This is a genomic window from Nitratidesulfovibrio sp., from assembly GCF_040373385.1.
In the GTDB taxonomy this organism is placed as follows: domain Bacteria; phylum Desulfobacterota; class Desulfovibrionia; order Desulfovibrionales; family Desulfovibrionaceae; genus Cupidesulfovibrio.
In genome coordinates, this window is the sequence record NZ_JBDXXH010000001.1 from 710,564 (window position 1) to 737,399 (window position 26,836).

Sequence of the window (26,836 nt, forward strand, 5' to 3'; positions counted from 1 at the left end):
CCATGGCGCGCACCACCCTGATCCAGAACAGCTTCAACGCGGGCGAACTGTCGCCCCTCATGGCCGCGCGGGGCGATCAGGCCCGATACGCCAGCGGCTGCCGCGTGCTGCGCAACATGCTGCTGCACCCGCATGGCCCGGCTTTCCGGCGGCCCGGCCTGCGCTTCATGGGGCCGTGCGCCGACGAAACGACACCGCCCCGGCTGGTGCCCTTCGTATTCAACGAGGAACAGGCCTACGTGCTGGAGTTCGCCCCGGAACGGCTGCGGGTGTGGTGGCGCGGGGGGCTGGTGCTGGGGGGTGACGGCGCGCCGCTGACGGTGCCTACCCCCTACGCGGCGGGACACCTGCCCACGTTGCGCTGGTGCCAGTCCGCCGACGTGCTCTACCTGGTCACGCCCCATGCCGCCCCGCGCAAGCTGGAGCGCCACGGCCACGCCGACTGGCGGCTGGTGACGGTGGATTTCGGCCCGCGCGTGGCCACGCCCACGGGGTTGCGCTCCACGGGGGCGCCGTCCGGCACCCGCCTGCACCGCTACGTGATCACCGCCGTGTCCGTGGACACCGGCGAGGAAAGCCTGCCCACAGCGGAACTGGGCGTCACCGCCGGGACTCCTGCGGAAGGTTCCGCCGTCAACCTGGCCTGGGACGCCGTGGAAGGGGCCAGCGAATACCGGGTGTACAAGGCCGGGGGCGGGGCCTCGGTGTACGGCTTGCTGGGCACCGCAGCCACGGGCGAAACCTATGCCGATACGGGCCGCACGCCGGACTTTGCCGAAGGCCCGCCCGAGCACCGCAACCCCTTCGAAGGGGCGGACGACTACCCCTCGTCGGTGCAGTTCTGGCAACAGCGGCTGTGCTTCGCCGGGTCGCGCAGCCATCCGCAAACCATCTGGGCCAGCCGTACCGGCTGCTACGAGAACATGGACGTCTCGCGTCCGCTCCAGACCGACGACGCGGTCACCGTCACCATCGCCTCGGAAACGGTCAGCGCCGTGCGCTGGATGATGCCCGCCCGCAAGCTGCTGGTGGGCACCGGCGGCGGCGAATGGACCCTTTCCGGGCAGGGCAGCGAGCCGTTCTCGCCCTTGTCGTGCCTGCTGGAATTCCAGTCGGCGCGCGGCTCGGCGGAACTGCCGCCCCTGGCCGTGGGCGACGGGGTGCTGGCCGTGCAGCGCGGGGGCCGGGCTGTGCGCGACTTTCGCTACAGCCTGGACGTGGACGGCTATTCCGGCGCGGACCAGACCATTCTGGCCGAACACATGCTGCGGGGCCGCAACATCGTGGACTGGGCCTACCAGCAGTCGCCCCATTCTGTGGTGTGGTGCGCCATGGACGACGGCACCATGGCCGGGCTTACCCTTATCGCCGAGCATCAGGTGGCGGGCTGGCATCGCCACGATACCGGCGGCGCGGTGGAGGCGCTGTGCGTGGTGCCCGGCCCGCCTTCCGACCCCGCAGGGGGCGACGAGTTGTGGCTGGTGGTGCGCCGCGACGTTAACGGCGCGCCGCGGCGGTACATCGAGCGGCTGGACCCGGCCTTCGAGTCGGATACCCCGGCCCCGGCGTTTTTCGTGGATTCCGGGCTGTCGTATCAGGGGCCGCCCGTGGCCGCGCTGGGCGGGCTGGAACACCTGGAAGGGCGCGAGGTGTCCATACTGGCCGATGGCTGGGTGCATCCGCCGCGCACCGTGGCGGGCGGGCACATCGAACTGGACCGTCCGGCCTCGGTGATCCACGCCGGGCTCGGCTATGCCAGCGACCTTGCCCCGGTAACGCAGGAGTTCGTGGCGGGCGATGGTCCCACCCAGGGCCGGGTGCGCCGGGTGGGCCGGGCGCGGGTGCGGCTGTATCGCTCGTCGGGGTTCAAGGCCGGGCCGGACGCGGACCACCTGCGCGAGGTGCTGTTCCGCACCGCACAGGACCCGCCGGGGCAGGCGCTGCCGCTGTTCGACGGCGACCGCGAGGTGACCCTGGATGCGCGGCTGGGCACGCAGGGCAGCCTGCACGTGCGGCAGGACGACCCGCTGCCGCTGACGGTGCTGGCGGTGATCAGCGAAGTGGAGGTGGGCGAGGCATGAGCGCGCATCCTGTCCACGTCACTCGCCCCGCCCATGTCACTCGCCCTGTCCACGCCACTCGCCCCGTTCACGTCACTCGCTCCGCCCACGCCGTTGCGGATTCCCCGGCTGTTCCGCCCCCCCCAGCCCCGGCAGTCCCGGCATCCCCGGCCCCCGTGCCCGCAAGGCGCCCGGCGGGCACGGTGCGCACGGGCTTTGCCCGGCCCGGCGCGAATGGGCGCACCCGGCTGCACGTGGTCCCGGCGCGTCGCCAGCACCTGCGCCAGGTGCTGCCCCGCTTGCGCCCGCGCGACCGGGCGGAACTGGAGGCCCTTGGCCCGCGCGGCGCCGTGGCCGAGGCGGCGCGGGCCTTCGCCCTGTCGCCCCTGCGCTGGGCGGTGTTGCGCGGCGGGCGGTGCGTGGCCCTGTTCGGCGCGCGGCCCTTTCCCGGCATGCCGGACACGGCGGCACCGTGGCTGTTCGGCACCCCGGACCTGGATGCGGAAGGCCGGGCGCTGGCCCGGCTGGGGCCGCTGTTTGCCGCACGCATGCGCGCGGCATGGCCCCGGCTGGTGAACATGATCCACGCCCCGGCCCTGGCGGGGCGCCCGGCCACGGCGCGCTGGCTGGCCCGGTGCGGATTTGCCGTGGCAGCGCACCCCATGCCGCTGGGGCATGGCGGCGCGCCGTTCCATCCCTTTACTTCCGGCGATTTCCCTGCGGCCAGCGTTGCGCCGGAACAACCGACCAACACGGGAGGATGACATGTGCGGATTGCCCCAGGCCCTGGTGGCAGCGGCCATTCTGCAGGGCGGCTACACCCTGATGGATTCGAACCGGACCGCCAGCGCCACCAAGGCGCAGCAGGAATACCAGGCGGCCACCCAGCGCAACGCGGCCTTGCAGGCCAATTACCAGATCGAGGAGACCCAGCGCGACGCCGAGCGCACCGAACGGGCACTGAAGCGTCAGGCACGTTCGCAGCAGGCGGGGGTGCGCTCGCTGCTGGCGGCGTCGGGCATGGACGCCGGGTCGGGCAGTGCGCTGGACGTGTTGCAGGACCAGTCGCTGGCCGCCGAGGTCGACGTGCTGGACGTGCGGCGGCAGTCGGAACGGCGGCAGCGGGCCCTGGAATATCAGGCGGCGGGGGCGGACAGCAGTGCCTCGCTGCTGATGGGCATGGCCAACGACCCGTGGTCGCGGGTGCGCCAGGGCTGGCGCAGCGGCATGATCATCGGCAACACCGTGCAGGGCGCGGGCAACCTTCTGATGTAGGCCTTCCTGCCATGGTACCGGCCCCGGGCGGTATCCGGGGTTGGAAACTGCCCCCAGGGCAGTGCCATCAGGAACGCAAAGGAGCGGACAATGACCATCGTATCGACGAACACCGTCGAACAGTACACCGGCAACGGCACGCAGACGGAGTGGCCGGTGACCTTCCCGTTCCTGCGGCCCGAGGACGTGCGGGCCGTGGTGAGCGGGACCGGCGGCGACAGGGTGCTGGCGTACGGCACCGACTACGTGGCCGCCGCGCTGCCGGGTGGCGGGGGCAGCGTGATTACCATGCCGGGCGCACCGGGCGCGCCCGGCGTGGTGGGCGCGGGCGAACACCTGACGCTGTGGCTGGACCAGCCCTTCACGCAGGAGATGGACCTGCGCAACACCGGCGTGCTGGACGCGGAAATGCTGGAGCACGGCTTTGACCGGCTGACCCTGATGGCCCAGCAACTGCGCGAGGAAGTGGGGCGCTGCGTCAAGGTGCCCCTGACCGACCAGTCCACACGGCCCGACGCCCTGCTGGAGGGCATTACCGCCAACGTGGGCCGTGCGGAACTGGCGGCGCTGGCCGCGCAAGATCAGGCGGCACTTGCCACGGATTGCGCGGAACGGGCGGAAACCGCCGCCACCAGCGCCGATGCCGCGCTGACCGGTGTGCAGCAACTGCATGGCGAGGTGATCCAGGCCGTGGCGGATGCGCGGGAAGATGTGGCGGGGTCCGCCGCGTTCGTGCCCATCGGGGCCATCCTCGACTTTCCGGTGAACACGGTGCCTGCGGGCTTTCTGGTGTGCGCCGGGCAGGTGGTGACGCGGGCGGCGTATCCGGAACTGGTCACCTACCTGACCGGGGGGCCGGAAGCCCTTTCCGCCACCCTGCCCGATTACCGGGGCACGCTGAGCCGCGCGGCGGACCTTGGGCGCGGGCTGGCCCCCGACGTGGTCGTGGGCGGCTACCTTGCCGATGCCTTTCAGGGGCACTGGCATTCGTTCTATCGGCACCAGAATGACCAGGTGCCGTCCGGCGGCGGGCAATATCTCACGGTCAACAACCCCACAATTCCCGTGCTTGTGGGCAATGGCGTGGTGCGTGGTGCCGTTGCCGACGGCGTGAACGGCACGCCGCGCGTGGCGGCGGAAACACGCGGCAAGAGCTACGGCGTGGTGCGCTGCATCAAGGCGTATCACGCGCCCATGGGCGCGGAACCGGTGGATATTGCGGAAGTGATGGACCGGCTGGATGCCATGGCGGCGGTTGTCAGCCCCGAAGTGGGGCGATTCTGCCTTGTTGGTGCGACCACCAGTGGCCAGTCGTTTCCCGCCAATGTGAACACCACTGTCGCCGCCCTTGGCGGAAGAGTTCAGTTCGGGGGGGAAGCATGGCCCGACGCGGGCGACGGTTCGCTGTCCATCATCGTTCCCGAGGCTGGGACGTACGAGATCGAGGCCAAGCTTACCCTTCTCAGCGGGACGAACAGTTCGGCATTCGCGTGGATTTCCGTGAACGGCAGCCTCCTTTCCGCGTCGATAGCCTATGCCCCCACGACATACTGGACTTTTTTGCATCCCCGTGTGGTGCGGACGCTTGCAGCGGGCGACATCGTGCGCATCGTGACGCAATCCACGGCCACGACGCAGAGCGGCTCAGGCGGGACGGCGACGTTGACCCTACAGCGCGTGAGGTAGAGCAATGCACAACGAACGCATGCACGAGGCCTTGTGCCGCCTGTACCCCGATGCCCCGGAAGGCGCGTGGGAACTGGCGTGCGGCCCGGAGACGGATTGGGACGTGATGATTTCGGAGTGGAGGCTGGAAGAGGCGCAGCCCGCGCAGGCGGCGCTGGACGCGGTGTACGCGCAACTGGCGCAGGAAGAGGCTACCCCTCGCCCGCCCGAACCGGAAGCGCTGGACCTGAATGCCATCACCTATGCCCAGGCCGATGCCATCATCCGCGCCGAAAGCGTGGAGGATTTGCGGCTGGCAATGCTGGACGTGCTGGGGTTGTAGGGGAGGGGCGAAGGAAAGAGGACAAGAGGCAGCGGCAGGCAGGGGCTACGGCTGGCAAGAAGCCGTTGAACACAGGGGCAGCGGCGGACACGGAAGAGCAGAGGACACGGAACAGAGGAGTGCAAGGGCACCGCTGGACCGGGTTTCGTTAAGGCACGGCACCGCGCGTGGATGATGGATGCGGGCGGTGATGCCCAGCGCGAGTGGCGCGCGTGGCGCGGAATGACAAGGCCCCCGGCATGCCGGGGGCCTTTGCATGGGCGTAAAGGTTGAGGGAGAGAGGTGTGCTAGTCCTTGCCGGGGGGCGGGGTCGCGGGGGATGTGGGGGGCGCCGGGGGCGCGGGTGGTGTGCCGTCGGATGCGGTTTCGGGGCGTGGCCAGTCGGAGAAATCGCCGGTGAAGATGGCGCCTTCTATGGTGGCGGCATCGGCGCAGTGTTCGCGGGTGAAGGGGATAGGGGAGGGGCGGCCAGCAGCGTCGATGTCGCCATATATGAATGCGCCGATGAAGTTGGCATTAGTGAGGTTGGTGTTGCAGAGGTAGGCGCGTGAGAGGTTGGCGGTGGTGAGGTTGGCGGCAGTGAGGTTGGCCCTTCTGAAGGTGGTTTCCGTGAGGTTGGCGCTTGTAAGATTGGCGCGCGTGAGGTTTGCCTCGTTGAGTGTGGATTGCGTGAGGTCGGTCGCTACAAATTGAGCCTGTGCGAGGTTTGTTGTCTCAAGATTGACATGAGTGAGAAAAGCTTCTCTGAAGTCCGCTTGCCTGCAATCTGATTGTGAAAGATTTGCCTCTAGAAGGTCGGCCCCTTCAAGGTTTGCGCGCTTGAGGTTTGCAAACGTGAGTCGTGCTTCGGTAAGATCTGCATTTATGAGCGTGGCCTCTACTAAGTTTGCAGCGGTGAGCACAGCCTTCGTAAGTATTGCGGCAGTAAGATCGGCGCGCGTAAGCTTTGCGGACATGAGGTCCGCTTGGGTGAAATTTGTCCGTGCCAGATTGGCGTTAGTGAGAGTGGCTTGAACAAGCTTAGCCTCAGACATTTCTGCTTCCGAAAGATCGGCCTCGGCTAGAATTGCTAGAGTTAAATCGGCGTCTTCAAGGTTTGCTTGGTTGAATTTTGTCTTTTTGAGGTAAGCTCCTCGGAGAATCGCCCCTGTTAGTCTTGCTCTTTCAAAGTTGGTCCGCGCAAGGTTGGCAGCTGTGAAGTCGGCGCCGACAAGGCTGGCACCGATGAGATTGGTCTCTGCCATGTTGGCGGTAATGAATTTAGCTTGGAAAAGTATAGCCCCAGGCAGTTGCGCGCTGGTGAGGTCGAACCGGTAGCCGGAAGGGAGCGGGAAGGCGTCCGTGGATTCTTTGGAAAGCAATGTCACGGCGGCCCGTACGTCATTGCGCATGGTGGCGCGTTCGTGAGTGGCCGGGGCGGATTTGCTCCCATCTTCACCCCCAGTCCGGGAATATCCATCGCACGAAGCATCCGGCGTGGGTTCGCGGATGAAGGCGCAGAGCATGTCCAGCACGGCGCGCTTGTCGTCTGCATTTTTGGAATCCTTGCCGGTGCGCCAGAGCATGAAGATGCCGCCCAGGCGCGAGGCCATCTGCTCGCTGCCGAGCAGCTTTGCGGCCTCGATGAAGCGGTCGGTAATGTGCCCCTGCGCAGTGGTGCGGGTCTGCACGTCGTGGCACCAGCCGCGCCACGCGGCAAGGCCGAAGGCCGTTGCACCGCCGATGATCAGCGACAGCTTGTAGATGATTTCCAGCGGGGTGGTTCTGGTGCTGCTCGCATCGTCGCCCGGTGCAAGCGGTCCGCCGAGAAAGTCGCTGACGGACGTCCAGAACAGGGTTACGGCGATGATGGTGCAGAGCAGGACAACCCCGCAGAAGGCAAGCCAAAATGACGGTTGTCTAAGCAGGTTGCCCACGGCAACACCAACCCCGTCCGGCAGCCCCGCCCATGTCCACGCCCGGCTCCACGCGTGCCGCCACGCCAGCGTCAGCCCCGCAAGCAGCGCGAGGACGATCAGCGCCTGCGCCCCGGTCAGAAAGAGGCTGGCCGTGCGCGGCGAGATGTGTCCGGCAGTCAGTTCGAAAACAGGCGCGCATAGCGTGACGGCCAGGCTGGCCGTCCATTCCGGAACGCGCAGCAGGTGCACGTAGGCGCAGCCAGCAAGCAGAAACAGCACAAGGATGACGATGCGGCGCATGCGGAGTCCTTTGGCCGGAGGGCGGACACGGGAAGAGGCGCGGGCCGTCCGAAAGCGCGCGCACCAGTGGTTGCCGATGGTGCGGAGAACGGTGTCGCCTCTATACGGCACCGCGCGAAATTTCGGAAGAGCGGTATGCGGGACGGGATAGCGGGTGGCGGTGCCGCCCCTCCAAACGGCAAGGCCCCCGGCGTGTGCCGGGGGCCTTGTGTCTTTTCTTGTGGGAGTGGTCTCCGTCCGTCTCCGTCCGTCGCCGTATGCCATCGTCTGGCATCGTCCGGGATCGTATCCAGATGCCTGCGGGTGCCGGATGTCCCGAATGCCTCCGGGGGCCGCGCGCTCATCCGCGCCCGCACCCGTTGGTCACGCGGCCTGCATCACTTCATGGAATCCATCAGCCGCCGCAGGGCGGCTGCCTGCGATGAAAGCTCGGCGATGGCGGCTTCCGCCTCGGACATGCGCGTGGCCGTGGAACCGGAGATTTCGTTCACCTCGGCGATGATGCGGTTCAGTTCGTCGCCGGTGGCGGCCTGTTGCTCGGCGGCGGTGGCGATGGAGTTCACCTGGTCGGATGCCTGCTGCACCGCCTGCACGATCTCTTGCAGCATGCCGCCCGCCTCGTTGGCCAGGGACTGGCTGTCGGTCACGCCGCGCACGGCAACGTCGGTGGCCTCGGCACTGCGCCGGGCGGACTGCTGGATGGCCCCGATGGCCGCCTCCACCTCGCGGGTGGCGTTCATGGTCTTTTCGGCCAGTTTGCGCACCTCGTCGGCCACCACGGCAAAGCCGCGCCCGGCGTCACCGGCGCGGGCCGCCTCGATGGCCGCGTTCAGCGCCAGCAGGTTGGTCTGGTCGGCAATGTCGCTGATGACCCCCAGCACGTTGCCGATGTCGCTGGCCTGGGTGCCCAGTTTTTCCATTTCGTTGCGCAGTTCGCGCGAATGGCTGCCCAGTCCTTCGATGGCGGCGGCCACCTTTTCCACGATGTTCGCGCCCTGTTTGGCGCGTTCGGACATTTCCGTCGTGGTGCGGTTGGTGTCCGAGGCATTGCGGGCCACCTCGCGCACCGTGGCGGCCATTTCATCCATGGCGGTGGCGGATTCGGAACTGCGTTGCAACTGCCTGTCGGCCCCGCGCGCGGCCTCGCCCACCCGGTCGGAAAGCTGGTTGGCCGCATCGGCCACCGTGGTGGCAATGGCGTCGGCATCGCGGGCCACCCCGGCAATGCGTTCACTGCGTTCCAGTGCCTCCGTCTCGCCGCGCTTCACGGCGGTGATGTCCTGCCGGATTTCCATGTACCCCACCAGCGTGCCGTCGGGCTTGCGCACCGTGGCCGCGCGGGAATGGAAGTAGCGCGTCTCGCCGCCCATCTGCCGGGTGAAGTCCAGTTGCGTTTCGGATTCGCCGGTGCGGGCCAGCCGGTCGATGGGAGGCTCGGTGCCGTAGATTTCGGTCCCCTGGTAGCTGCCCAGCGGCTTGCCGATCAGGTCGTTTTCGGCATGGCCCAGCAGGGTGCAGGCGGCGCTGTTCAGGGCGCGGATGTTGCGGCGCGGGCCGGTGACGATGATGGGGTCGGGCACGCGGTTGATGATGGCCCGGTTGTAGGCCACCCGCTCGCGGATGGCGTCCACCATGTGGGTGATGGTTTCGTGCAGTTGCCCCATTTCCGCCGTGAAGCGGTACGAGCTCTTGTATTCGAAGTCCCCGTCCGCGATGCGCGTGCCGAAGTCTGTCAGTGCCGCCAGCGGGGCCTGGATGGAGCGGTACAGCCCCACGGCCATCAGTCCGCCCAGCAGCACGGCCAAGGAGAACGCCACGGCCGCGCCGGTGCGCAGCATGGACCCGGTGTCGTTGGTTTCTTCCGCGTGTTCACGGGTGGCCTCGATGGTGACCTTGGTCAGTTCGTCGAGGGCCTGTTCCAGCTTGTGAGCCTGTTCGCGCCCGGCGTCGAAGCGGATGTTGGCCTGCTCGGCGGAAAGCCCGGCCGCCGGGGCCTCGCGCGTCAGGCTGGCAAAGGAGGATAGGTACGGCCCGCTCAGCGAGCGGATGGCGGTCACCTGGCGCAGCAGGTCGGTCAACTCCGGCATGACGCGCAACATGCGCTCGGCGGCTTCGGTGTGGGCGGCGAGGTCGGTGGCGGCCTTTTCGTGCCGGGGCAGGTAACCGCGCAGCCGTTCGGCATTGGCGATGTTGAGCAGGGCGTCCTTTTCGTAGCGGCGCAGCTGGCTTACGTCGTGTCGCATGGCGTACACGGTTTCTTCCAGTTCCACATGCTCGGAGACCAGTTCGTCCACCAGCCTGTTGATGTTGCCGAGGGCCAGTACCATGGCCACGCCCATGACCAGGTTGAGCAGGGTCAGCGTGCCGAGTCCGTAGATCAGTTTCTGGCGTATGGTCATCGGGCGGTCCCCCCAGGGATGAGGATAGGTTTGTGACGGTGCGTTGCGGGGTGAGGGCAGACGGCGGGCACCATACGAGTGTACAGGACTTTTTCGGTAAACTAGGGCACAACTTTAGCCGATGCGCAAGGATTCTTCATGGCGGGGCGCGAAAAAGGCCCGGTGGTTTCCCGCCGGGCCTTCCTGATGCTATGCCAATTCCCGTCAGTTCTTGGCCGTTTCGCCAGTTGCTGAAGTCGGGCGGCGAGCCGGCACGAGGTGTGCGGTCAGCTCCATTCCAGCAGGCGGCGCTGGCCGGTCAGGGCGCGAATGTCCGTGACGTCCTGCGACACTTCCAGGCAGCCAAGGTAGGTGGAGTCTGTGTCGCGCACCGCAAAGTAGCGGATGTGCAGGAACCGCCCGCCCATCTCTATCCAGAACTCCGCCGTGTCCCGCTCGCCTGCCTTGAATTTGGCCAGGATGTCCTCGACCATGTGCACCGATTTCGGCGGGTGGCAGTTGCGCACGTTGCGCCCGATAACCGCCGCGCTGCGCGGAAAGATGCGGTGCGGCACGTCGGAATAGTAGGCCACCCGGTCGTCGGCATCCACGAAGCTCAGGTCCACGGGCAGACTGCGCAGCATCTGGTTGAGCACGTTGGGGGCCAGCGCGCCGGTATCCAGGTGCACCAGTCGGGCGCCCTGCGTCTGGCTGGCGGCGGTGGCGCTGGCCACATCGGTCAGATCGGTCGTCTGCGGGGTCCATTGGTCGCCGGGCGTCACCCAGGCGTAGCCGATTTCGTCCTCGCCGTGGCGCACCCGCGCCCACTGGGCTTCGGTCAGCGATTCCAGGGCCATGGGAAAGAGCACCTTCTCTTCCTTGTAGACCATGTCCTGCACGGCTTCCGCCGCGTCGCGCGCGGCCAGGGCGGCCGTGGTGGCGGCCAGGTTTTCCATGGCCGCGCGGGCGGCCTTGAACAGCCTGCGGATGTCGTCGTGCACTTCCCACATGACCTTGGGCGGCGCTTCGATGCCGTTTTCCTCCAGCAGGGGGAACAGCTGGTTTTCCTTGCGGGTGTAGTGCACTTCGATGTGGCCCAGGTCTTCCAGCAGTTCCTTTACGTAGCGGCTGCTGAACGACCAGGCCATCTCGTCGATGGGCGAGGTGCGGTCGCCGGGGGTGCGGTGCATGCGGTCCACCTGGGCGATGATCTCGTCGGCCAGTTCCATGGCCTTGGCGTTCTCGTCCATGTAGGTGCGCACCGGGTGCCCGGCGGGCGCGGACACCGCCGGGGCCTCGTCCAGCGCCCCCTTGAACAGGTCCACGTGCAGCGAGCACAGGCGCTTTATCTCGGCTTCGGGCAGGCCCTCGGCCACCAGCGCCTGTTCCAGCCGGGCAATGTCCCCTCCGGAAATGTCGCCCACGGCGGCGGCAAAACGCGCCTTCAGCGCCGCCGGGTCCGCCCCGGCGTGCAGTTCGCGGATGAGGTCCTTCAGGGTGCCCATGCGGGCGGTGTCGGAAAGGGGCGCGGCGGCGGACGCGGTTGGCTGTCCGGCATCGCACGGCGTGCCGCAGGCGGTGGCGCAGGGCGATGCCTGTGCCTGGATGGCGGGCTTTGCGCCCGTGCCGGGCGCGCCCTTGGGCACGATGGTCACCGCTTCGACGGAATGGTCCAGCACGCCGCGCGCGATGTGCAACATCAGCCCGTTGACCTCCAGCCCGGCGATGTCCGCCGCCTGCTGCAACGTGGCCACCCGGCCCAGCGTGTTGCGCAGGAGCGGGTTCTTCAGCTTGGCGAAGGCGGGGGCGAAGTCGGCCAGCACGTCGATGATGTAGGGATGTTCGGCAACAAGGTCGTGTATGGACGTGGACGGGGCGAGATGCATGGGGCCTCCCGTGGGGTTTCGTGTGTCTGTCTGCATCCGGCGCGCACGTGGCGGCTGGCCGGAAAGGCGTGGCCGGATGTGCCGTCAGGGCCGGGACTGTTGTTGGGCCGGGACTGTCGTCATGACCGGGACTGTTGTTGGGCCGGAACTGCCGTCAGGGCCGGATATGTAGATAGTGTAGGACCGGACGCGGCCATGTGCCGTGACGGGCGTCACGCCGGACAGCATAGCACGGATGTTTCCGAAGCGGCAGGGGGGCAGGGCGCGCGGCGGTGCCGGGCAGCCCCGGCATGCGGTGCCGAGCGCATGCGTGTCCCGTCCGGCGTTTCGCACACTGGACAAAATGCCTGCGGTCTGCAAAAGCACAAGGGCCGCGTTTCGTCGGCATATCCCCGAACACGGCAGTGGAGCCGTTTCCGTACGCCAGTGCCGCACCGCCCGCGCGGTGCCCCGCGCAGCACGCGACGCCACGATCGGCGCACCCCGTGCGCGGCGCGCCCCCGGCCAACTGCCCGGCGGCCAGGCCCCGGCCCGGAAACCCCAAGCAAGACAACAACTCCGACCAGAGAACAACCCCGAAAGGTGGACCAATGAGCAACGAACCGGACAAGATCATCTATTCGATGATCCGCGTCACCAAGCGCCACGGCCAGCGCGAGGTGCTGAAGGACATTTCCCTTTCCTATTTCTACGGCGCCAAGATCGGCGTGCTGGGCCTGAACGGCTCGGGCAAGTCGTCGCTGCTGAAGATCCTGGCCGGGGTGGACACCAACTTCGACGGCAAGACCGTGCTCGCGCCGGGGCACACCATCGGCTACCTGGAGCAGGAGCCGCTGGTGGACGAAACCCGCACCGTGCGCGAAGTGGTGGAGCAGGGCGTGCAGGACGTGGTCGACCTCGTGAAGGAATTCGAGGAGATCAACGCCAAGTTCGCCGAGCCCATGGAGCCGGACGAGATGGACGCGCTTATCGAGCGCCAGGGCAAGGTGCAGGAACAGATGGACGCCAAGGGCGCCTGGGATCTGGACGCCCGCCTCGAAATGGCCATGGACGCCCTGCGCTGCCCCCCCGGCGACACGCCCGTGTCGGTCATCTCCGGCGGCGAGCGCCGCCGCGTGGCCCTGTGCCGCCTGCTGCTGCAAAGCCCCGACATCCTGCTGCTGGACGAACCCACCAACCATCTGGACGCCGAATCGGTGGCCTGGCTGGAACGCTTTCTCCAGACCTTCCCCGGCACGGTCATTGCCGTCACCCACGACCGCTACTTCCTCGACAACGTGGCGGGCTGGATTCTTGAACTGGATCGCGGGCGCGGCATTCCGTGGAAGGGCAACTATTCCTCGTGGCTGGAGCAGAAGGAAAAGCGCCTGCAACAGGAAGAAAAGTCCGAGGTGGAACGCCAGAAGACCCTCCAGCGCGAACTGGAGTGGATCCGTATGTCGCCCAAGGGCCGCCACGCCAAGGGCAAGGCGCGCATCAACGCCTACGAGGCCATGCTGAGCCACGAAAGCGAAAAGCGCGCCGCCGACCTTGAAATCTACATTCCGCCGGGACCCCGCCTGGGCAAGGTGGTGGCCGAGGCCAAGGGCATCAGCAAGTCCATGGGCGACAAGCTGCTGGTGGAGGACATGAACTTCATCATCCCCGCCGGGGCCATCGTGGGCATCATCGGCCCCAACGGCGCGGGCAAGACCACCCTGTTCAAGATGCTGGCGGGCCTGGAAGCGCCCGACGCGGGCGAACTGAAGGTGGGCGAGACGGTGCAGTTCGCCTTCGTGGACCAGAACCGCGAATCGCTGACCCCCGGCAAGACCGTGTACGAGGTGATCAGCGAAGGCTACGAAACGGTCAAGCTCGGCAACCGCGAGGTGAACGCCCGCGCCTACTGCTCGCGCTTCAACCTGATGGGCCAGGACCAGCAGAAGAAGGTGGACGTGCTGTCCGGCGGCGAGCGCAGCCGGGTGCACCTTGCGCGCATGCTGAAGTCGGGCGCCAACGTCATCATGCTTGACGAACCCACCAACGACCTTGACGTGAACACCATGCGGGCGCTGGAAGACGGCATAGAGAACTTTGCGGGTTGCGTGCTGGTGATCAGCCACGACCGCTGGTTCCTCGACCGCATCGTCACGCACATCATGGCCTTCGAGGGTGATTCCAAGGTGGTGTTCTTTGACGGCAACTACTCGGAATACGAAGAAGACCGCAAGAAACGCCTGGGCAAGGACGCCGACCAGCCGCACCGGATAAAGTTCCGCAAATTGACGCGGTAAGTTTGCGGCGCAATGCATGAAAAGGCCCCCGCATTGGAAACGGTGCGGGGGCCTTGTGCGTGTTCGGGGTAATGCGGCTGGTCGGCGGCGCGCAGCGCCGCGCCGGGCGAGGCGGGCTTCGCCTGCCCGCACGGCTCAGGGCATCACGAGCGTAGCGAGTGTGCCCGTCATGGAGTGATCCAGCCGCACCGGATAAAGTTCCGCAAGCTGACCCGCTAGGTTTGCGGCGCAATGCATGAAAAGGCCCCCGCATTGGAAACGGTGCGGGGCCTTGTGCGTGTTCGGGGTCATGCGGCTGGTTTCAGGATGGGGCTACCCTTCCTTGAACCGCGCGATGACCTCGCCAAGGCGTTGCGCCTCGGCGTTCAGGTCGTCCAGCGAACGTTCCGCGTCGCGCATGGCCTTGGCGGTGTCTTCGCTGATGGTGGTAACCTCGCCCAGCGAGCGCACGATGTCCGCGCTCACCGCCGCCTGTTCCTTGCCCGATGTGGCCACGGCGCGCACCTGCCCGGACACGCCGGAGGCCAGCCGCACGATCTCCTCCAGCGAGCTTCCGGCGGTATCCGCCTGGGCATTGGCCTGGGTCACCGCCTCCACGGCGGTGTCCACCTGGCGCGCGCTGGCCGTGGTGCCGTCCTGAATGGCCCGGATGGCCTCGCCCACCTCGCGCGTGGCGTTCATGGTCTTTTCGGCCAGCTTGCGCACTTCATCGGCCACCACGGCAAAGCCGCGTCCGGCGTCACCGGCGCGGGCCGCCTCGATGGCGGCGTTCAGCGCCAGCAGGTTGGTCTGGTCGGCAATATCGCTGATCACGGCCATGATGCCGCCAATGCTTTCGGCCTTGCGCGAAAGGTCGGCCATGCTTTCGTGCAGGCTGGCCGCGCCTTTCTCCACCCGGACCACGGCCTCCTTGACCCGCTGCACGCCTTCGGCACCCTCGCCCGCCTTGGCCCGGGCGCTGTCGGCGGTCGCGGCGGCGTCCGCCGCCCCCCCGGCCATGCCCGCCACGGCGGCATCCATGCGTTCCATGGCATGCGAACTTTCGGCAACCCGGGTCTTCTGGGCGTCCGCACCGCCGCCCGCAAGGCTGACCTGCCGCCCCACGGTATTCGCCACGTCAACGATGGCGGCGGCGATGCCTTCCAGCATGCCCGCTGCCTCCTGCATGCCGTCGCGCCGGGCCTGTTCCGCCCGCATTCGGGCCGCCTCGGCCTCGGCGGTGGCGGCCTCGGCGCGCCGGGCATGCTCGGCTGCCTCGGCGGTGCGCGAACCGGCTTCCTCGATGCGCATGCGCAGCGATTCCACCATGCTGGCGATGGAGTGCTTCAGCCCGCGCAACTCGGCGCGGAACGTGCCGCGCGGCTGCGCACCCAGGTCGCCCGCCGCCACGGCGCGGGCATAGGCCACCAGCGCGTGCAGCGGCGTGCGCACGGACCGCGTGACCAGCAGCGTCAGCAGGCAGCCCACGGCGAGAATGGCGGCGGTGACCGCCAGCACCGTGTTGCGCAGGCGGTTCGCCTCTGCCTCCAGGTCATCCACGTACACCCCGGTACCGATGATCCATCCCCACGGCTTGTAATGGGCGATGTACGATTCCTTCGGGTAGGTCTGGTCGGTCACGCCGCCGCCCTGCTTCGGCTTGGGCCACACGTAGGCCACCAGTCCCTCGCCGCGCTGCTGCGCGACATCCACGAAGGCCTGGAACAGGTTGCGGTTGCCGCCGGGGTAGTCGGTTGCCGGGGCTCCCGGCGCGGCCCGCCAGTGGGTGGCCCGGTTGTAGGCGGGCTTGTCCAGGGTCTGGCCTTCCAGCGCGGGGGCTGTGGGGTGCATGACCATGGTGGGGTAGGGGGTGCGGTCGTCGTTGATCCAGAAATAGTCGCCGTTGCCGTAGCGCATCTGCCGGATGGCGTCGGCCGCGCGCCGCTTGGCCTCGTCAAGGGACACCTCGCCCCGGCTGGCCCTGGCGTCCAGCCCCTCCACCAGTTTCATGGCTGCCTGTACCAGATGGTGCAATTCGCCCTGCCGGGCCCGGAGTGCGTCGGAGCGGACCTGGGGCAGGAATCCGCCAAGAATGGTGGCCACGAACAACAGGGCGATGAACGTGGCCAGGGATATGATGCGCAACGCCACCCCCGCCTCGAAGCGGGGCGCGGCAGGCGCGGGCATGGGCGGCAGCGTGGCATTTCCGGCGGCGGGGTGGGGCATGGGATACTCCGCTATGATGTGGCGTGCGCGGGGCAGAGGGTGTTCGTTGGCCGGACAAGCGTATCCGCCCGCTGTTGCGGGCTGAATTATAACAATGGAGCGGCTGGGGGCGGCATGGGCGGGGGGGCGGGGCGTAGCGGGCGCGCGGTGCCCGTTGCGCGCTTGCGCGGGGGGGCATTTCTGCTAGGCTGGGGGTAAGGCGGCGGACCCTTCGTGGACCGCGCGCCCACCGTCTTTTTTGCCACAGCGACCCGCAAGGAGGTGCCCATGACCCGACAGGCTTCGTTCACCCGGCTGGAGCAGGCGCAGTTGCCCGGCTTTCGGGAACGTCTGGACCGCGCCGAATCGCCCGACGAGGTGCGCAGGTTCTTCGCCGAAACCGTGGCCACGCTGCTGTCCGACGCCCTGGGCACGGCAGGGGCGGTGCGCCACGACGATGTGGCCCTTTCTCCGGATGCGGCCGAAGGGTATGCGCTGACGCCGTCGGTCCGTGCCCTGCCCGGCTTTGCGGACATCTGGAGCGATTCCGACATGCCGCGCATCGCGGGCGACTTTGCCCGCCTGGCCGTGAAGCGCCACCGCCATCTGGCGGGCAACCCGGAGCGCACCGAAGCCAAGACCCGGCACAAGGACGGCAAGCGCTAGCAATCCCGTGGCGGAATGGTCCGGAGCAGTATCGGTTTCTCCGCCGTATCGCAGTGCGCTCACCAGCACTTTTTCCCGGCTTCGCCGTGCTGCGCGGGTTTGCGAATTGCCCTCTGCGGCGTACGGATTTCGCTTCTTCCCCAACGCACGACGCCCCGCACGGCAAGGCCATGCGGGGCGTTTCGTTGCTGCGTCAGGGGCGCGGCTACAGCCAGCGCTTCTTGATGAACACCAGCCAGGCCACCAGGCACAGCCCCACGGTCACTCCGGAGACGATGCCGAAGGCATAGGGCGAATCGTGCAGGGGGGTGTCTATGTTCATGCCGTAGATGCCGGTGATGATGTTGGGAATCATCAGGATGATGGTGAACCCGGTCAGGAACTTCATCACCGTGTTCATGTTGTTGGAAATGATGGAGGCAAAGGCATCCATGGTGCCGGAAAGGATGTCGCTGTAGATGTTGGTCATGCCGATGGCCTGGCGGTTCTCGGTGATGGCGTCTTCCAGCAGGTCGCTTTCTTCTTCGGTGATGCGCAGCGAGCGGGTGCGCAACAGCTTTTCCATGATGATGTCGTTGGCCCTGAGCGACGTGGTGAAGTACACAAGGCTCTTTTCGATGTTCAGCAGCTCGATGAGCTCCTGATTGCGCATGGACTGCTGCAAGCGCTGTTCGATGAACGCGGTGCGCCGGTTGATGTCCTTCAGGTCGTTCAGATAGGCGATGGAGGTGCGTTGCAGCAGGTGAATGGCCAGGCACAGGCGGCGTGCCGTATCCATGGTGCGCGCGCGTCCGTTCAGCAGTTCGCTGACGATGTCGCGCGGCGAACGGCACACCGTGACCACGGCGGTGCGGGTGATCACGATGCCGATGGGCAGCGTCAGGTAGGGCACGCGCACGTCGGTCTCGTTTTCCAGCGGCACGCGGATGACCAGCAGCAGCACGCCGTCCTCGTGTTCCAGCCGGGCGCGCTCGTCGGCGTCCAGCGGGTCGGTCAGGTGGTCCAGCGGAATGCCCAGCAGCACCGAGGCGCGGCGCAGTTCTTCATCCGAAGGATTGGAAAGATTCACCCAGCAGTCGGGTTCGATGTGGTCCACGGGCGTCAGCACGCCGTCGATGGTCTTGTGAATGGTGAACACGGCAAGGCTCCTTGCGTCCGTTCCGGGGTGCGGTCTGGCGCGCGGCGTGTGCCGCGCGTGCCGGGAACAGCGGTGCGCCGTGCAAGACCCGATGCCTGGGGATCAGGGCTGGGCGCGGCGGCGGAAGCAACGGAGCGTCACGAGTACGGGTCCGCGGAGCGGGCCACGGAACGCACGCGACGGTGCATCCGGCAGCGGGCGCGCCGGATGGAACGGTCGGAGAATACGGAAGATGCGGAAAGCAGGGAAAGCGGTGTGCGGAACATGGTCCACCTCCGGGGGCGCGCAGCGCCGCCGGGCGGACCGGGAAGGGATCAGGCCCGGACGTGACGGCGGCAGCGGCGCTGGTGCGTCGTTGCGAAACGGTGCGATGCGATGGGGCATCTACTACTGTCGCCGGAATCCACGTCTGTGCTCCTGTTGGGGGTGCGCGGCGGGCCGTGTGGCCGCCGGCGGGGTGCGCCAGGGATGGGTATGCCCATGCCGTGGGCACGCTGCGGGGTCTGCTTTACGCCCGTGGGGGCCGCTTGGCAACCGGAAATGCACCGGGCGGCGGGCTGGCGGGTGCCGGGGGCGGCCCCTAGCGGGACAAGCCCAGAAATCTGCGCCGCAACTGCTCCGCGCGGTCTCGGTTGACGCCGAAGTCCCACCAGCCGGAACGGGCGGCGGAGCGCAGGTGCACGACGGATGCCGCCGGGTCTGCCACGCAGGTCACGTCGTCGATGAAGCCGAAGACCTTGCTGCGGCACTGGGCGCGCACGGTCAGGCCGTCCATGTCCGTCACGGTGCAGCCGGGCAGGGCGCCCAGGGCCACGGCCACACGGCGCATGGCCGTGGCCGCGTCGCCGGTGAAGGGCAGCGGCTCGATGTACTGCCCGTCACGCACGGCGCCTTCGGCCTGGGTGATGACGCAGTTGGGGCGGTCGGGGCAGGCGGGCAGGCGCACGGGCTCGGCAGGCAGATTGGCGCTGACAGGCTGGTCTGGCAGACCCGGCTGCGCGCCATGGGCGGGCCGGGCAGGGCATGCGCACGCCGTCAGAAATGCCAGTAGCAACAGCGCGGGCACGGCAACGACAGAGGAAAGAAGGGATGCGGACATGGGCTCTCCATGGGCACTTGCGGGGGCGCCTTCCGTTGGACGTTGCAGGACATGGACCATGACCGGAATGCGCGCCGTGGATCGTCGCCCCATGACACATGACAAAGGGCCGCCCCGTATGCGCGGAACGGCCCCGTGGAAAACGGCGCGGAGGTTTCCGCTACGGCTTCAGGAAGCGGCTGACGTTGTCGATGACGTTGCGCAGCAGGTCGTCGGTGGGTTCCACGAACTGGAAGTGGATGGTGCGCACGATGCCCACCATGATGCCCACGATCATGCATGCGGTGTCCTCGACGCTGATGTCGGTACGCACCGAGCCGTCCTTCTGGCCGTCGCGCAGGGCGACCAACAGGTATTCGTTGAGATACGTGTAGATTTCCTTGATGGCCAGGAACACGTCGTCGTTCCGTTCGCCGTAGCGGGTGGGCGCGTCGCGGAAGATCAGGCAGAACTCCATGCGGTTCTTCTTCACGAACACGTAGAACGACTTGATGATGGAGACCACCTTCTCCACGCTGGTCTCGGGCGCGCGTACTTCGAGATACTTCTCGATGTCGCTGATGAGCTGATCCTTCACGTTGCGGATCAGGGTGAGGAAGATGTCGTCCTTGGTCTTGAAGTGACGGAAGATGGTGCCTTCCGCCACGCCCGCCTCTTTGGCGAGAAGGCTGGTGGGGGTGTTGTTGAACCCGCGCTCGGCAAACAGCTTGGCGGCGGTAAGCAGGATGGTGTCGCGCTTCATGTCGGAATCCTTTCAGTGTCTGCCGCGATACGGCAGAAGCGAGGAGTGAACGCTCAAACGAGAGAAGGCTAACCCCACTCCTGAGCGGTGTCAACGTTGACGTGGGGGGCACCCGCGATCCGCGTGAAATTGGTGACCGTACCGGTATGTTCCGGCTTGCGGCGGCTGCCGCAACGCCCGGAAAAGACAGGAAACCGCATGGCAAACGGGCGCCCCGGCCGGTGATAGGCCGGGGCGGCAATGGGTGAGGTGGTGTCCGGTATGCGGTTCAGCTCCGGCGGGCGGCCTGCCCGGCACGCGGGGCCAGGGCGATGCGGTTGCGCTCCACCGCAGCCTCCAGTTCGGGCAGCAGGTCGCGCACCGCTTCCATGTCGTCTGCGGTGGCGGCCCGCTCCACGCAACGGGCGATGCGTTCCAGCACCCGCAGGCCGAAGCTTTCTGCCTTGCCCGCGATGCGCGCCGCCGCTTCCTGCACGGCAAAGGTACTGCCGTCGGCCCGGCCCCGCCGGGCGTCGTCCAGGGCGGCATCCAGGGTTTCCAGCAGGCCGGGGATGAAGGGTTCGATGTCGTCGCCCATGTGCCCGTGCGGCTCTGTCCGTTGCCTGGTCGAGGGCGCCGGGGGAACTGCGTGAGCGGGGGGAGCGGGACGCGCCGGGGCACGCCGCGCCGTATCGCCTTCCGGATTCCTGGCACGGTCCGCGCCCCGGCCAAGGTGCACGGCGATGCGTTCCGCGATGCGCTCGGCAAAGCTTTTGGCGGGAGGGGACTGCGGCGGGGTGTCCGCCTGCGAGTGGCCCGGCGCGTGGGGGGCCTGCCCCTGTCGGGTGCCGGGCGGCACAGGAGACGGCGGAGCGGACATCTGGCCGGGCTGGGGCCGGGTGTACTGCATCTGCTGCGGCAGGGGCTGGGTGGCCTGCTGGCCGGTGGGCCATGTCGGCGTTGCCGGGACGACGGGCGGGACGGGAGCGGCCTGCGCCTGTCCGTGCATGGTCTGGCCGACCGTGGCCTGCCCGTCCGTGGTCTGGCCGCGTACCGCTTGCCCGTGCAACGCCTGTCCGGCGGTTTCCTGTCCGGCGGTTACGGGGGCGGCAGGCTCGGCGGGCTGCTTGGGGCGGTAGCCGGGGCGCACCTCTGCCGATACGTCGCGGATGGGCCGGGTATCGGGTTGCTGGGCCTGTGCGGGTGTCTGGTCCGCCTGTTCCGGCTGTGGATGGGGCATGGCGCGCTGGCCTTGCTGCTGCGCCCGCTGGGCGCGTTCCCAGCGTTCCAGGCGCGCGGCCGCCCCGTAGGACGACGAGGCGCTGGGTCCGGCATGGGCCGTGGCCCGGTGCGGCTCCATGGGCATGGGGTCGCCCACCCATTCGCCGCCGTCGGCGGTGGTGGCGGGCTTGCGCACCACGGTGGCAGTGTCGTCGGGGCCAGTCCCGGCGCGTTCGTCGCGGGTCGTGGCGGTGGCCGGACTCGCAATGCCCGGACTCGCAATGCCCGGCTGTGGCCGGGGAGCCGTCACGGGCATGGGCTCGCCCACCGACTCCTCGAAAGCGTCGCCCCAGGCCGGGGCGGGAACAGGGGCCGGAGTGGGCGCAGCCGGAAGAACGGCGGCGGGTTCGCCCGCCACAGCCGCAAGGGGCGCAGGGGCCAAAGTCGCTGGCGCAAGGCTCGCCGGGGCCGTGGCGTCACCAGCGGGTTCGAAATCCTCTGCATCGGTGACGATGAGGTCCAGTAACGATCCGCCTTCGGGCAACGACCCGCCTTCGGGCAGCCCGCCGCCGTACGACACGTCGGTCGTCAGGATGATGCGGGCCGCCGGGGCGGCACCGGATGCTGAAGCTTGGTGGCTGGCGGCGGGATCGGTGTGCCCCACGGCAAAGATGTCCGCACCGAACAGGTCCGGCAGTTCCTCGGCCTCGTCAGAACCTGCCCCGTCAGAACCTGCCCTGTCTGGGCCTGCCTCGTCGGCCATGCCGCGAGCCACATCGGTGTCGGCGGCATCGGTTTCGGGTGTGGCAGGCGCGTCCGGCATATCGGGGGCCTCGGGCGACTGTTCCGTTTCGCCCACCACGGGGCGGTCCCAGGGGTGCCACGCCGTGGGCGCGTCCGCCACTGTCGCCATGCTGGCGGGTTCCATGGAGTCAGACGAAGCGTCCGCTTCCGCGGGGGCATCCCCTGTCGCCGCATCCGGCAATTCCGGTAGTGCGTCCATGCCCGGGGCATGGTCGTGGGCCGGGGTGTCATACAGGTACGCATCGTCCCGAGCGGCATCGGGCGCGTCCCAATGCGTGCCTGCATCCCATGCCGGGGGCGCATCATCGACCAGCGAAAGATCGCCCGCCCCGCCATGCCCCGCATCGGCGCCAATCTCGGCACCGGACAGGAACAGGTCGGGCAGGTCCGCAAATTCCGGCGGCGCGGCGTGAGGGGCATCGTCCGCATCGTCGTACGTCATTTCGGTAGGGCCAAGGCCGTATCCGGCGTGAGCGGCGTATTCAGGCTGCGGCTTCGGTTCGGCATGGGGCGGGGCCAGTTGTGCCACGGCGGCGCGCAGGCCGCTGCGGGTCAGGGGCTTTTCCAGCGTTTCGGTGCATCCGGCGGCCAGCATGCGCTCGGCCTGCGCCTCGTGCGACACAAGGGCCAGCACCGGCACCGGGGCCAGCCCGTGTTCCTGTTCGAAGGCGCGGATGGAGGCCACGGCCGCCACGATGTCGTCCTCGGGCATGTCGCCATCCATGATGACAAGGCCCGAGGGTGCGCGCCGGTACAGGATGCCCGCCTCGGTGGCTCCGCGCGCCTCCAGCGGCGCGTGGGGCAGCCCCTCCAGGAAAAAGGCCAGCAACTGGCGGTTGCTGGGCACGTCGTCGGCCACGATGACCTGCAACGGGCGGCGCGGGGCCACCGGCCCAAGGTGCAGCTGGTCTGCCGCCGTGACGGCGTCGGGCGTGGGCCGGGCCACGCGCAGGTCGTCGGTCAGGTCCACGCCCACGAAGGGGCGCGGCGCGGTGGCGTCGCCCGAAAGGGCCACCAGCCGCGCGGTGAACGAAATGGTGGTGCCCTGGCCCCGCCCGCTTTCCACGGTCAGGGTGCCCCCGGCGGCGTCGGCCATTTCCCACGCGCGGGCCAGCGCGCTGACGCTGCGCCGGTGCGGCGGGCCGCCTGCGCCGGAATCGCTGACGGTGAACAGCAGGTGGCCGGGGTCGGTACTGTCGGGCACGCGGCGTACCGACATGTGCACCGACCCCTTGTCGGTGGAACGCACCGAACTTTCGGCCAGCAGGCGCAGCAGTTCGCCCAGTTGGGCCGCATCGCCTTCATACAATTGCGAGAGATGCGGCGCCATGAACCACGAGATGGCCAGCCCCTTGCGTTCCGCGCGGTCGGCCACGGCGTCGTGGGCGTCGCGCAGCAGGCGTTGCAGGTCGAATACGGACCGACGCGGGGCGGTGCGCAACGGCGCGGCCACCCGGCCAAGATCCTCGGCGATGGAGGCCAACTGGCGTCCGGCGGTGCCCACGGCCTCGGCGTGGCTGCGGGCGGCGGGGGGCAGCGCGCAGTTCTCCAGGCCGTCCAGTTCCTGCAACATGGCATCTATGGGGGCCAGCAGGGCCTCTTCCATGCGGGCCAGGGCCAGCGGGTCGAGTCCGGTGGGGGCCGTGGACACGGTGGAGGCGGCGTTGGGGGACATGTTGGCACCGTCGTCTGGCCCGTCTGGCCAGCCAGGCCCGTCCCGTTTGTCCAGCCCGTCTCCCGAGTCCCTGGTCAGGCCGAAACCGGTGGCAAGATCGTCCCGTCCGGCCATGGCCACGGCACGGGCCAGGCGGCGCGAGCCGCGTGCGGTCGGCGTGTCACCCAGTTCCGGCACCACGTCGCCAAGCGAAAGCTCAAGCGGTTCTTCGGCAGCGCTGCCGCCAGCGGTACCTGCACCTTCAATGTCGCCGGTCCCGTCAGGATCGTGTGCGTCCGCCCTGGCGGGCGTGCGCGGGGACGGAGCAACCCCGCCGCGCAACTCTTCGGGCGAGATCAGGCGCAGGGCGGGTTCGTCGGCCAGCGGGTCGTCCAGGTCGGGGCGTTCCGCTGCCGGACTCTTGCGTACACGGTAGCCGCGTCCGCCGGTCAGGGTGCCCTCGGCCCCGGCCGGGCGCGGTGCGCTGGTGCCCGCCACCAGCAGGGCCAGCAGGGCCAGTCCCCATAACGGTGCCGTGGATATCCATGCGGCTGGCACCGGCGATGCCAGCCCCGCGACGCCCACCCCGGCACCGGCCAGGGCGGCCAGGCATCCGGTCAGGAAACGCCGCGAACCCGGCAGGTTGCGGAATTTGCAGGACACGGCGGCGGGCAGCACCAGCACCAGCAGAAGCGGCCACAGCGCCAGCAGGCGCGAGGACCAGGCCATGCCCGGCACCAGTGGCAGCAGGACCAGCGCGGCCCCGGCCAGCGAAACCACGCGCAATTGCATGTCCGCGCTGGCAGCCTGCTCGCGGGTGCGCAGCAGATGGCGCCCCACGTGGGGCAGCAGCATCAGGGCAAGGCCGGGTGCCAGCACGCCGGGCAGGCCGCGCAGCGGCACGTACCCGGCGGGCGTGGGGGGCTGCCCCGCAACGGCCTGGGCCAGTACGGCGGCGGCGAACAGGCTTGTCCACAGCCGCCATTCGCCCCGTTCGAAAACCCCGCGCAGCAGGCACAGGACCAGCACGGCCACCAGCACTCCGATCACCAGCGGGCGGGCCAGGGCGTCGTTGCTGGTGGCGGCGTTCTGGGGGGTGCGCAGCATGGGCGCGAACCACGGCCCCGGCACGCCGTCCAGTTTGACGTAGATGGGCAACGGTTTGCCCACGGGATCGGGCAGGGTGAACACGTTGCCGCCTTCCGGTGCCTGCGCCTGCCATTCGTTGGGTTCGCCGGGCTGGTTGCGCTTGGCCAGGAACAGCGTGGCCCTGCCGGGAAGGTCGCGGCCCAGGTCGAGCAGCAACTGGCGGTTCTGCCCGTCCGTGGGCCGGGGGGCCAGGGTCAGGCGCAGCCAGGTGGAGCCGGAGCGGAACAGGGGCAGGCCGTTGCCCAGCGGGGTGAACCCGGCCTGATGCGAGGGAGAGAGCAGTTCGTCCACGCTCAGCGTGCCGGTGGGGTCCACCAGAAATTCGAGGAACGGGGCCAATGGCTGGGTGGCCAGCAGCGAAGACGCATCCAGCGCGCGGGTGGCGTTGGACAGCGCGGGAGCGGCGGCGGGCATGGCGCCGGGCTGGCTGGAACCGGACGGGCCGGAACTGGGCGCGGGCGCCGCAGTGGCGGCAGACGCGGAAGGAACCGGCCACGTCGCAAGGCAGCAGGCCAGCAGGAGGCATGCGCCCACGCGGAGTAGGGTGGCGCGGCGGCCGGATGAAAAGGGGCGGAACACCGGAACACCGGCGGAGGGAACGCGGGCGGAGGGGACGCGGTGCGACAGGACGCGGGGCGAACGAGGGGCCGAAGCGATGGTCGGGGCGTGCGGCATGGTTCCGTGGGCGCGCGGGGCGCGCGGGTTGCGTGTTGACCGTGCGCGGCGCGGCGCTCGGGCCGCGCCCCGTCGGAACATAGCGCACTTCGGCATGGGGGGCGAGCGGAAATGAAGGCCCGGCGCGGCAGGCGGGGCACCGGCAACCGCTGCGCCAGCACCACGCAGGCACCACGCTGTCGCCATCCGGCACCGAATGACGCAAGGCGCCCCCGGAGGGCGCCGGTTGGTGTCATGTGGTACCGGCCGTACCAGGAGCACAAACGAAAAGCGCGCGGCGGCACGTGGCCGCCGCGCGCATCCGCACGGTGTGAGGCAAGGCCCCGGCTACTTGTTCTGCTGCTGCAACGACTGCATCATTTCCTTCAGCGGCTGGCCGTTGGGGGCCTTGGCATCGGGGTTGATAGCCAGCAGTTCTCGCCAGGCCTTCATGGCGTCGTCCTTCCGCTCCAGGTCGAAGTACAGCACGATGCCCTTGTTGAAGCGGGCGACCTGATGCTTGGGGTTGGCGGCAATGGCCTTTTCGAAGGTGGCCAGGGCGCGGTCGTGCTGGTGGTCTTCGCGGTACATCACGCCAAGGTCGGTCAGCACGTCGGGGTCATTGGGCTTGAGCGCCAGCGACTTCTCGTAGGCGGGGATGGCTTTCCTGGGTTGCTCGGTATCGAAGTACAGGTGTCCCAGCTTGGTCCATGCGGCCACGTCGTTGGGGTCTTTCAGCACCGCCTGCTCCATTTCCAGGATGCGGCCCATGACGTCGGGCGATATCTGGCTGGCCGCGCCGCTCGGGGTCTGCTGGCTGGGGGCGGACACGGCGCGCTTTTCCTGCGCGGGTGCGGACGAATACATGCTCGCCACCTGTACGCCCAGAAACGCGCCGACGATCAGCGCCACGGCCACGGCCATGTACATGGTGGACTTGCGGACGTATGCGTCGTCCTGCTGCTGGCGGCCCTGGGTTCGGTGTGTCTGCGACATGGATGCTCCGTTCATATGTAGGGAAGTATGTGCCGGTAGCGCGGCGCGGCAGGCGCACCGAGTGTCCCGGTCAGGTGGGCAGTGTTACCTGCGCGTGCGGCATCCGGCAAGAGGCAGAGCGGAAAGGGGGGAAAGCATGGCGCTGCTTGCGAATTATTAACACTTTAGAAAACGGTGTGTTGCGTGCAAGTTTCAAGCTTTGCGCAAAAACCGTGTTGACACCTGGCCGCCTGATGCCCTAGATACCCCCTTCGCCGCGACCGATTGCCCCGGTCACTTCGTGCAGGGGCAAGCAGACACGGCACCGCTCTTTTCAGCCGATGCAGTTGCCGCTTTCCTGTTTCGCCAGCGAGTTTCGCTGAAAGGCCACGGGGTCTTCGAGAAAAATCGAAGAAAACGAAAAAAGCGGTTGACACTTGGCGGGGCGCTGGGGCATACATGCTCCTCGCCGCGACGGGAAGCTCCGGCGGGG

Annotated in this window: 16 protein-coding genes; 7 read left to right on the forward strand and 9 right to left on the reverse strand. The window is 68.2% G+C overall.

Features of this window, described 5'->3' with window-relative positions; genetic code table 11:
* Nucleotides 1-2: 2 nt before the first annotated feature.
* From ABWO17_RS02955 to ABWO17_RS02975, 5 genes are all read left to right on the forward strand, one after another.
* Entirely contained in the window at nt 3-2,081 is a 2,079-nt protein-coding gene (locus ABWO17_RS02955) for a phage tail protein (RefSeq protein ID WP_353115892.1), read from the forward strand.
* Nucleotides 2,082-2,236: 155 nt separating this feature from the next.
* On the forward strand, nt 2,237-2,824 hold the full coding sequence (locus ABWO17_RS02960; RefSeq protein ID WP_353115894.1) for a hypothetical protein: 588 nt from the start codon (nt 2,237-2,239) through the stop codon (nt 2,822-2,824).
* A gap of 1 nt (nt 2,825) precedes the next feature.
* Nucleotides 2,826-3,335 carry a virion core protein, T7 gp14 family gene (locus tag ABWO17_RS02965; protein WP_353115896.1) on the forward strand — a complete coding sequence of 170 codons (510 nt, stop codon included), beginning with the start codon at nt 2,826-2,828 and terminating at the stop codon, nt 3,333-3,335.
* Nucleotides 3,336-3,425: 90 nt separating this feature from the next.
* A complete protein-coding gene (locus ABWO17_RS02970) occupies nt 3,426-5,021 on the forward strand; it encodes a tail fiber protein (RefSeq protein WP_353115898.1) in 1,596 nt (531 codons plus the stop codon).
* Nucleotides 5,022-5,025: 4 nt separating this feature from the next.
* The gene (locus ABWO17_RS02975; protein ID WP_353115900.1) at nt 5,026-5,343 is read left to right on the forward strand and encodes an XkdW family protein; all 318 of its coding nucleotides are present in this window, start codon (nt 5,026-5,028) and stop codon (nt 5,341-5,343) included.
* A 287-nt stretch (nt 5,344-5,630) separates the two neighbouring features.
* Here ABWO17_RS02975 and ABWO17_RS02980 read toward each other — a convergent pair whose 3' ends face one another.
* The 3 genes from ABWO17_RS02980 to ABWO17_RS02990 form a co-directional block, all read right to left on the reverse strand.
* A complete protein-coding gene (locus ABWO17_RS02980) occupies nt 5,631-7,541 on the reverse strand; it encodes a pentapeptide repeat-containing protein (RefSeq protein WP_353115902.1) in 1,911 nt (636 codons plus the stop codon).
* Between the two features lie 377 nt (nt 7,542-7,918).
* The gene (locus ABWO17_RS02985; protein ID WP_353115904.1) at nt 7,919-9,940 is read right to left on the reverse strand and encodes a methyl-accepting chemotaxis protein; all 2,022 of its coding nucleotides are present in this window, start codon (nt 9,938-9,940) and stop codon (nt 7,919-7,921) included.
* Nucleotides 9,941-10,206: 266 nt separating this feature from the next.
* Nucleotides 10,207-11,805, reverse strand: a complete 1,599-nt coding sequence (locus ABWO17_RS02990; protein WP_353115905.1) for a DUF438 domain-containing protein — start codon at nt 11,803-11,805, stop codon at nt 10,207-10,209.
* Nucleotides 11,806-12,395: 590 nt separating this feature from the next.
* Between ABWO17_RS02990 and ettA the strand changes: the two genes are divergently transcribed.
* Nucleotides 12,396-14,078, forward strand: coding sequence for an energy-dependent translational throttle protein EttA (gene ettA, locus ABWO17_RS02995; protein ID WP_353115906.1), 1,683 nt, complete (start codon nt 12,396-12,398; stop codon nt 14,076-14,078).
* 312 nt (nt 14,079-14,390) lie between these two features.
* Here ettA and ABWO17_RS03000 read toward each other — a convergent pair whose 3' ends face one another.
* On the reverse strand, nt 14,391-16,283 hold the full coding sequence (locus ABWO17_RS03000; protein WP_353115908.1) for a methyl-accepting chemotaxis protein: 1,893 nt from the start codon (nt 16,281-16,283) through the stop codon (nt 14,391-14,393).
* A gap of 267 nt (nt 16,284-16,550) precedes the next feature.
* Here ABWO17_RS03000 and ABWO17_RS03005 point away from each other — a divergent pair, with 267 nt between their 5' ends.
* On the forward strand, nt 16,551-16,928 hold the full coding sequence (locus tag ABWO17_RS03005) for a hypothetical protein (protein WP_353115910.1): 378 nt from the start codon (nt 16,551-16,553) through the stop codon (nt 16,926-16,928).
* Nucleotides 16,929-17,133: 205 nt separating this feature from the next.
* On the opposite strand, the gene ABWO17_RS03010 is transcribed toward ABWO17_RS03005, so the two are convergent.
* The 5 genes from ABWO17_RS03010 to ABWO17_RS03030 form a co-directional block, all read right to left on the reverse strand.
* Nucleotides 17,134-18,066: a magnesium transporter CorA family protein gene (locus ABWO17_RS03010; RefSeq protein ID WP_353115912.1), complete on the reverse strand. Its 933-nt coding sequence runs from the start codon at nt 18,064-18,066 to the stop codon at nt 17,134-17,136.
* Nucleotides 18,067-18,646: 580 nt separating this feature from the next.
* Nucleotides 18,647-19,165: a DUF1499 domain-containing protein gene (locus ABWO17_RS03015; RefSeq protein WP_353115914.1), complete on the reverse strand. Its 519-nt coding sequence runs from the start codon at nt 19,163-19,165 to the stop codon at nt 18,647-18,649.
* Nucleotides 19,166-19,325: 160 nt separating this feature from the next.
* Nucleotides 19,326-19,907 carry a TetR/AcrR family transcriptional regulator gene (locus ABWO17_RS03020; protein WP_353115916.1) on the reverse strand — a complete coding sequence of 194 codons (582 nt, stop codon included), beginning with the start codon at nt 19,905-19,907 and terminating at the stop codon, nt 19,326-19,328.
* A gap of 268 nt (nt 19,908-20,175) precedes the next feature.
* Nucleotides 20,176-25,248 (reverse strand): response regulator, encoded by a 5,073-nt coding sequence (locus ABWO17_RS03025; RefSeq protein WP_353115918.1) that lies wholly within the window; start codon nt 25,246-25,248, stop codon nt 20,176-20,178.
* Between the two features lie 468 nt (nt 25,249-25,716).
* Nucleotides 25,717-26,364, reverse strand: a complete 648-nt coding sequence (locus tag ABWO17_RS03030) for a tetratricopeptide repeat protein (RefSeq protein ID WP_353115920.1) — start codon at nt 26,362-26,364, stop codon at nt 25,717-25,719.
* Between the last annotated feature and the right edge of the window lie 472 nt (nt 26,365-26,836).

Excerpts from the sequence above, each read along its gene's own strand:
- ABWO17_RS02955 (WP_353115892.1), top strand. The coding sequence starts at position 3 with ATGGCGCGCACCACCCTGATCCAGAACAGCTTCAACGCGGGCGAACTG.
- ABWO17_RS02965 (WP_353115896.1), top strand. The coding sequence starts at position 2,826 with ATGTGCGGATTGCCCCAGGCCCTGGTGGCAGCGGCCATTCTGCAGGGC.
- ABWO17_RS02970 (WP_353115898.1), top strand. The coding sequence starts at position 3,426 with ATGACCATCGTATCGACGAACACCGTCGAACAGTACACCGGCAACGGC.
- ABWO17_RS02975 (WP_353115900.1), top strand. The coding sequence starts at position 5,026 with ATGCACAACGAACGCATGCACGAGGCCTTGTGCCGCCTGTACCCCGAT.
- ABWO17_RS02980 (WP_353115902.1), bottom strand. The coding sequence starts at position 7,541 with ATGCGCCGCATCGTCATCCTTGTGCTGTTTCTGCTTGCTGGCTGCGCC.
- ABWO17_RS02985 (WP_353115904.1), bottom strand. The coding sequence starts at position 9,940 with ATGACCATACGCCAGAAACTGATCTACGGACTCGGCACGCTGACCCTG.
- ABWO17_RS02990 (WP_353115905.1), bottom strand. The coding sequence starts at position 11,805 with ATGCATCTCGCCCCGTCCACGTCCATACACGACCTTGTTGCCGAACAT.
- ettA (WP_353115906.1), top strand. The coding sequence starts at position 12,396 with ATGAGCAACGAACCGGACAAGATCATCTATTCGATGATCCGCGTCACC.
- ABWO17_RS03000 (WP_353115908.1), bottom strand. The coding sequence starts at position 16,283 with ATGCCCCACCCCGCCGCCGGAAATGCCACGCTGCCGCCCATGCCCGCG.
- ABWO17_RS03005 (WP_353115910.1), top strand. The coding sequence starts at position 16,551 with ATGACCCGACAGGCTTCGTTCACCCGGCTGGAGCAGGCGCAGTTGCCC.
- ABWO17_RS03015 (WP_353115914.1), bottom strand. The coding sequence starts at position 19,165 with ATGTCCGCATCCCTTCTTTCCTCTGTCGTTGCCGTGCCCGCGCTGTTG.
- ABWO17_RS03020 (WP_353115916.1), bottom strand. The coding sequence starts at position 19,907 with ATGAAGCGCGACACCATCCTGCTTACCGCCGCCAAGCTGTTTGCCGAG.
- ABWO17_RS03030 (WP_353115920.1), bottom strand. The coding sequence starts at position 26,364 with ATGTCGCAGACACACCGAACCCAGGGCCGCCAGCAGCAGGACGACGCA.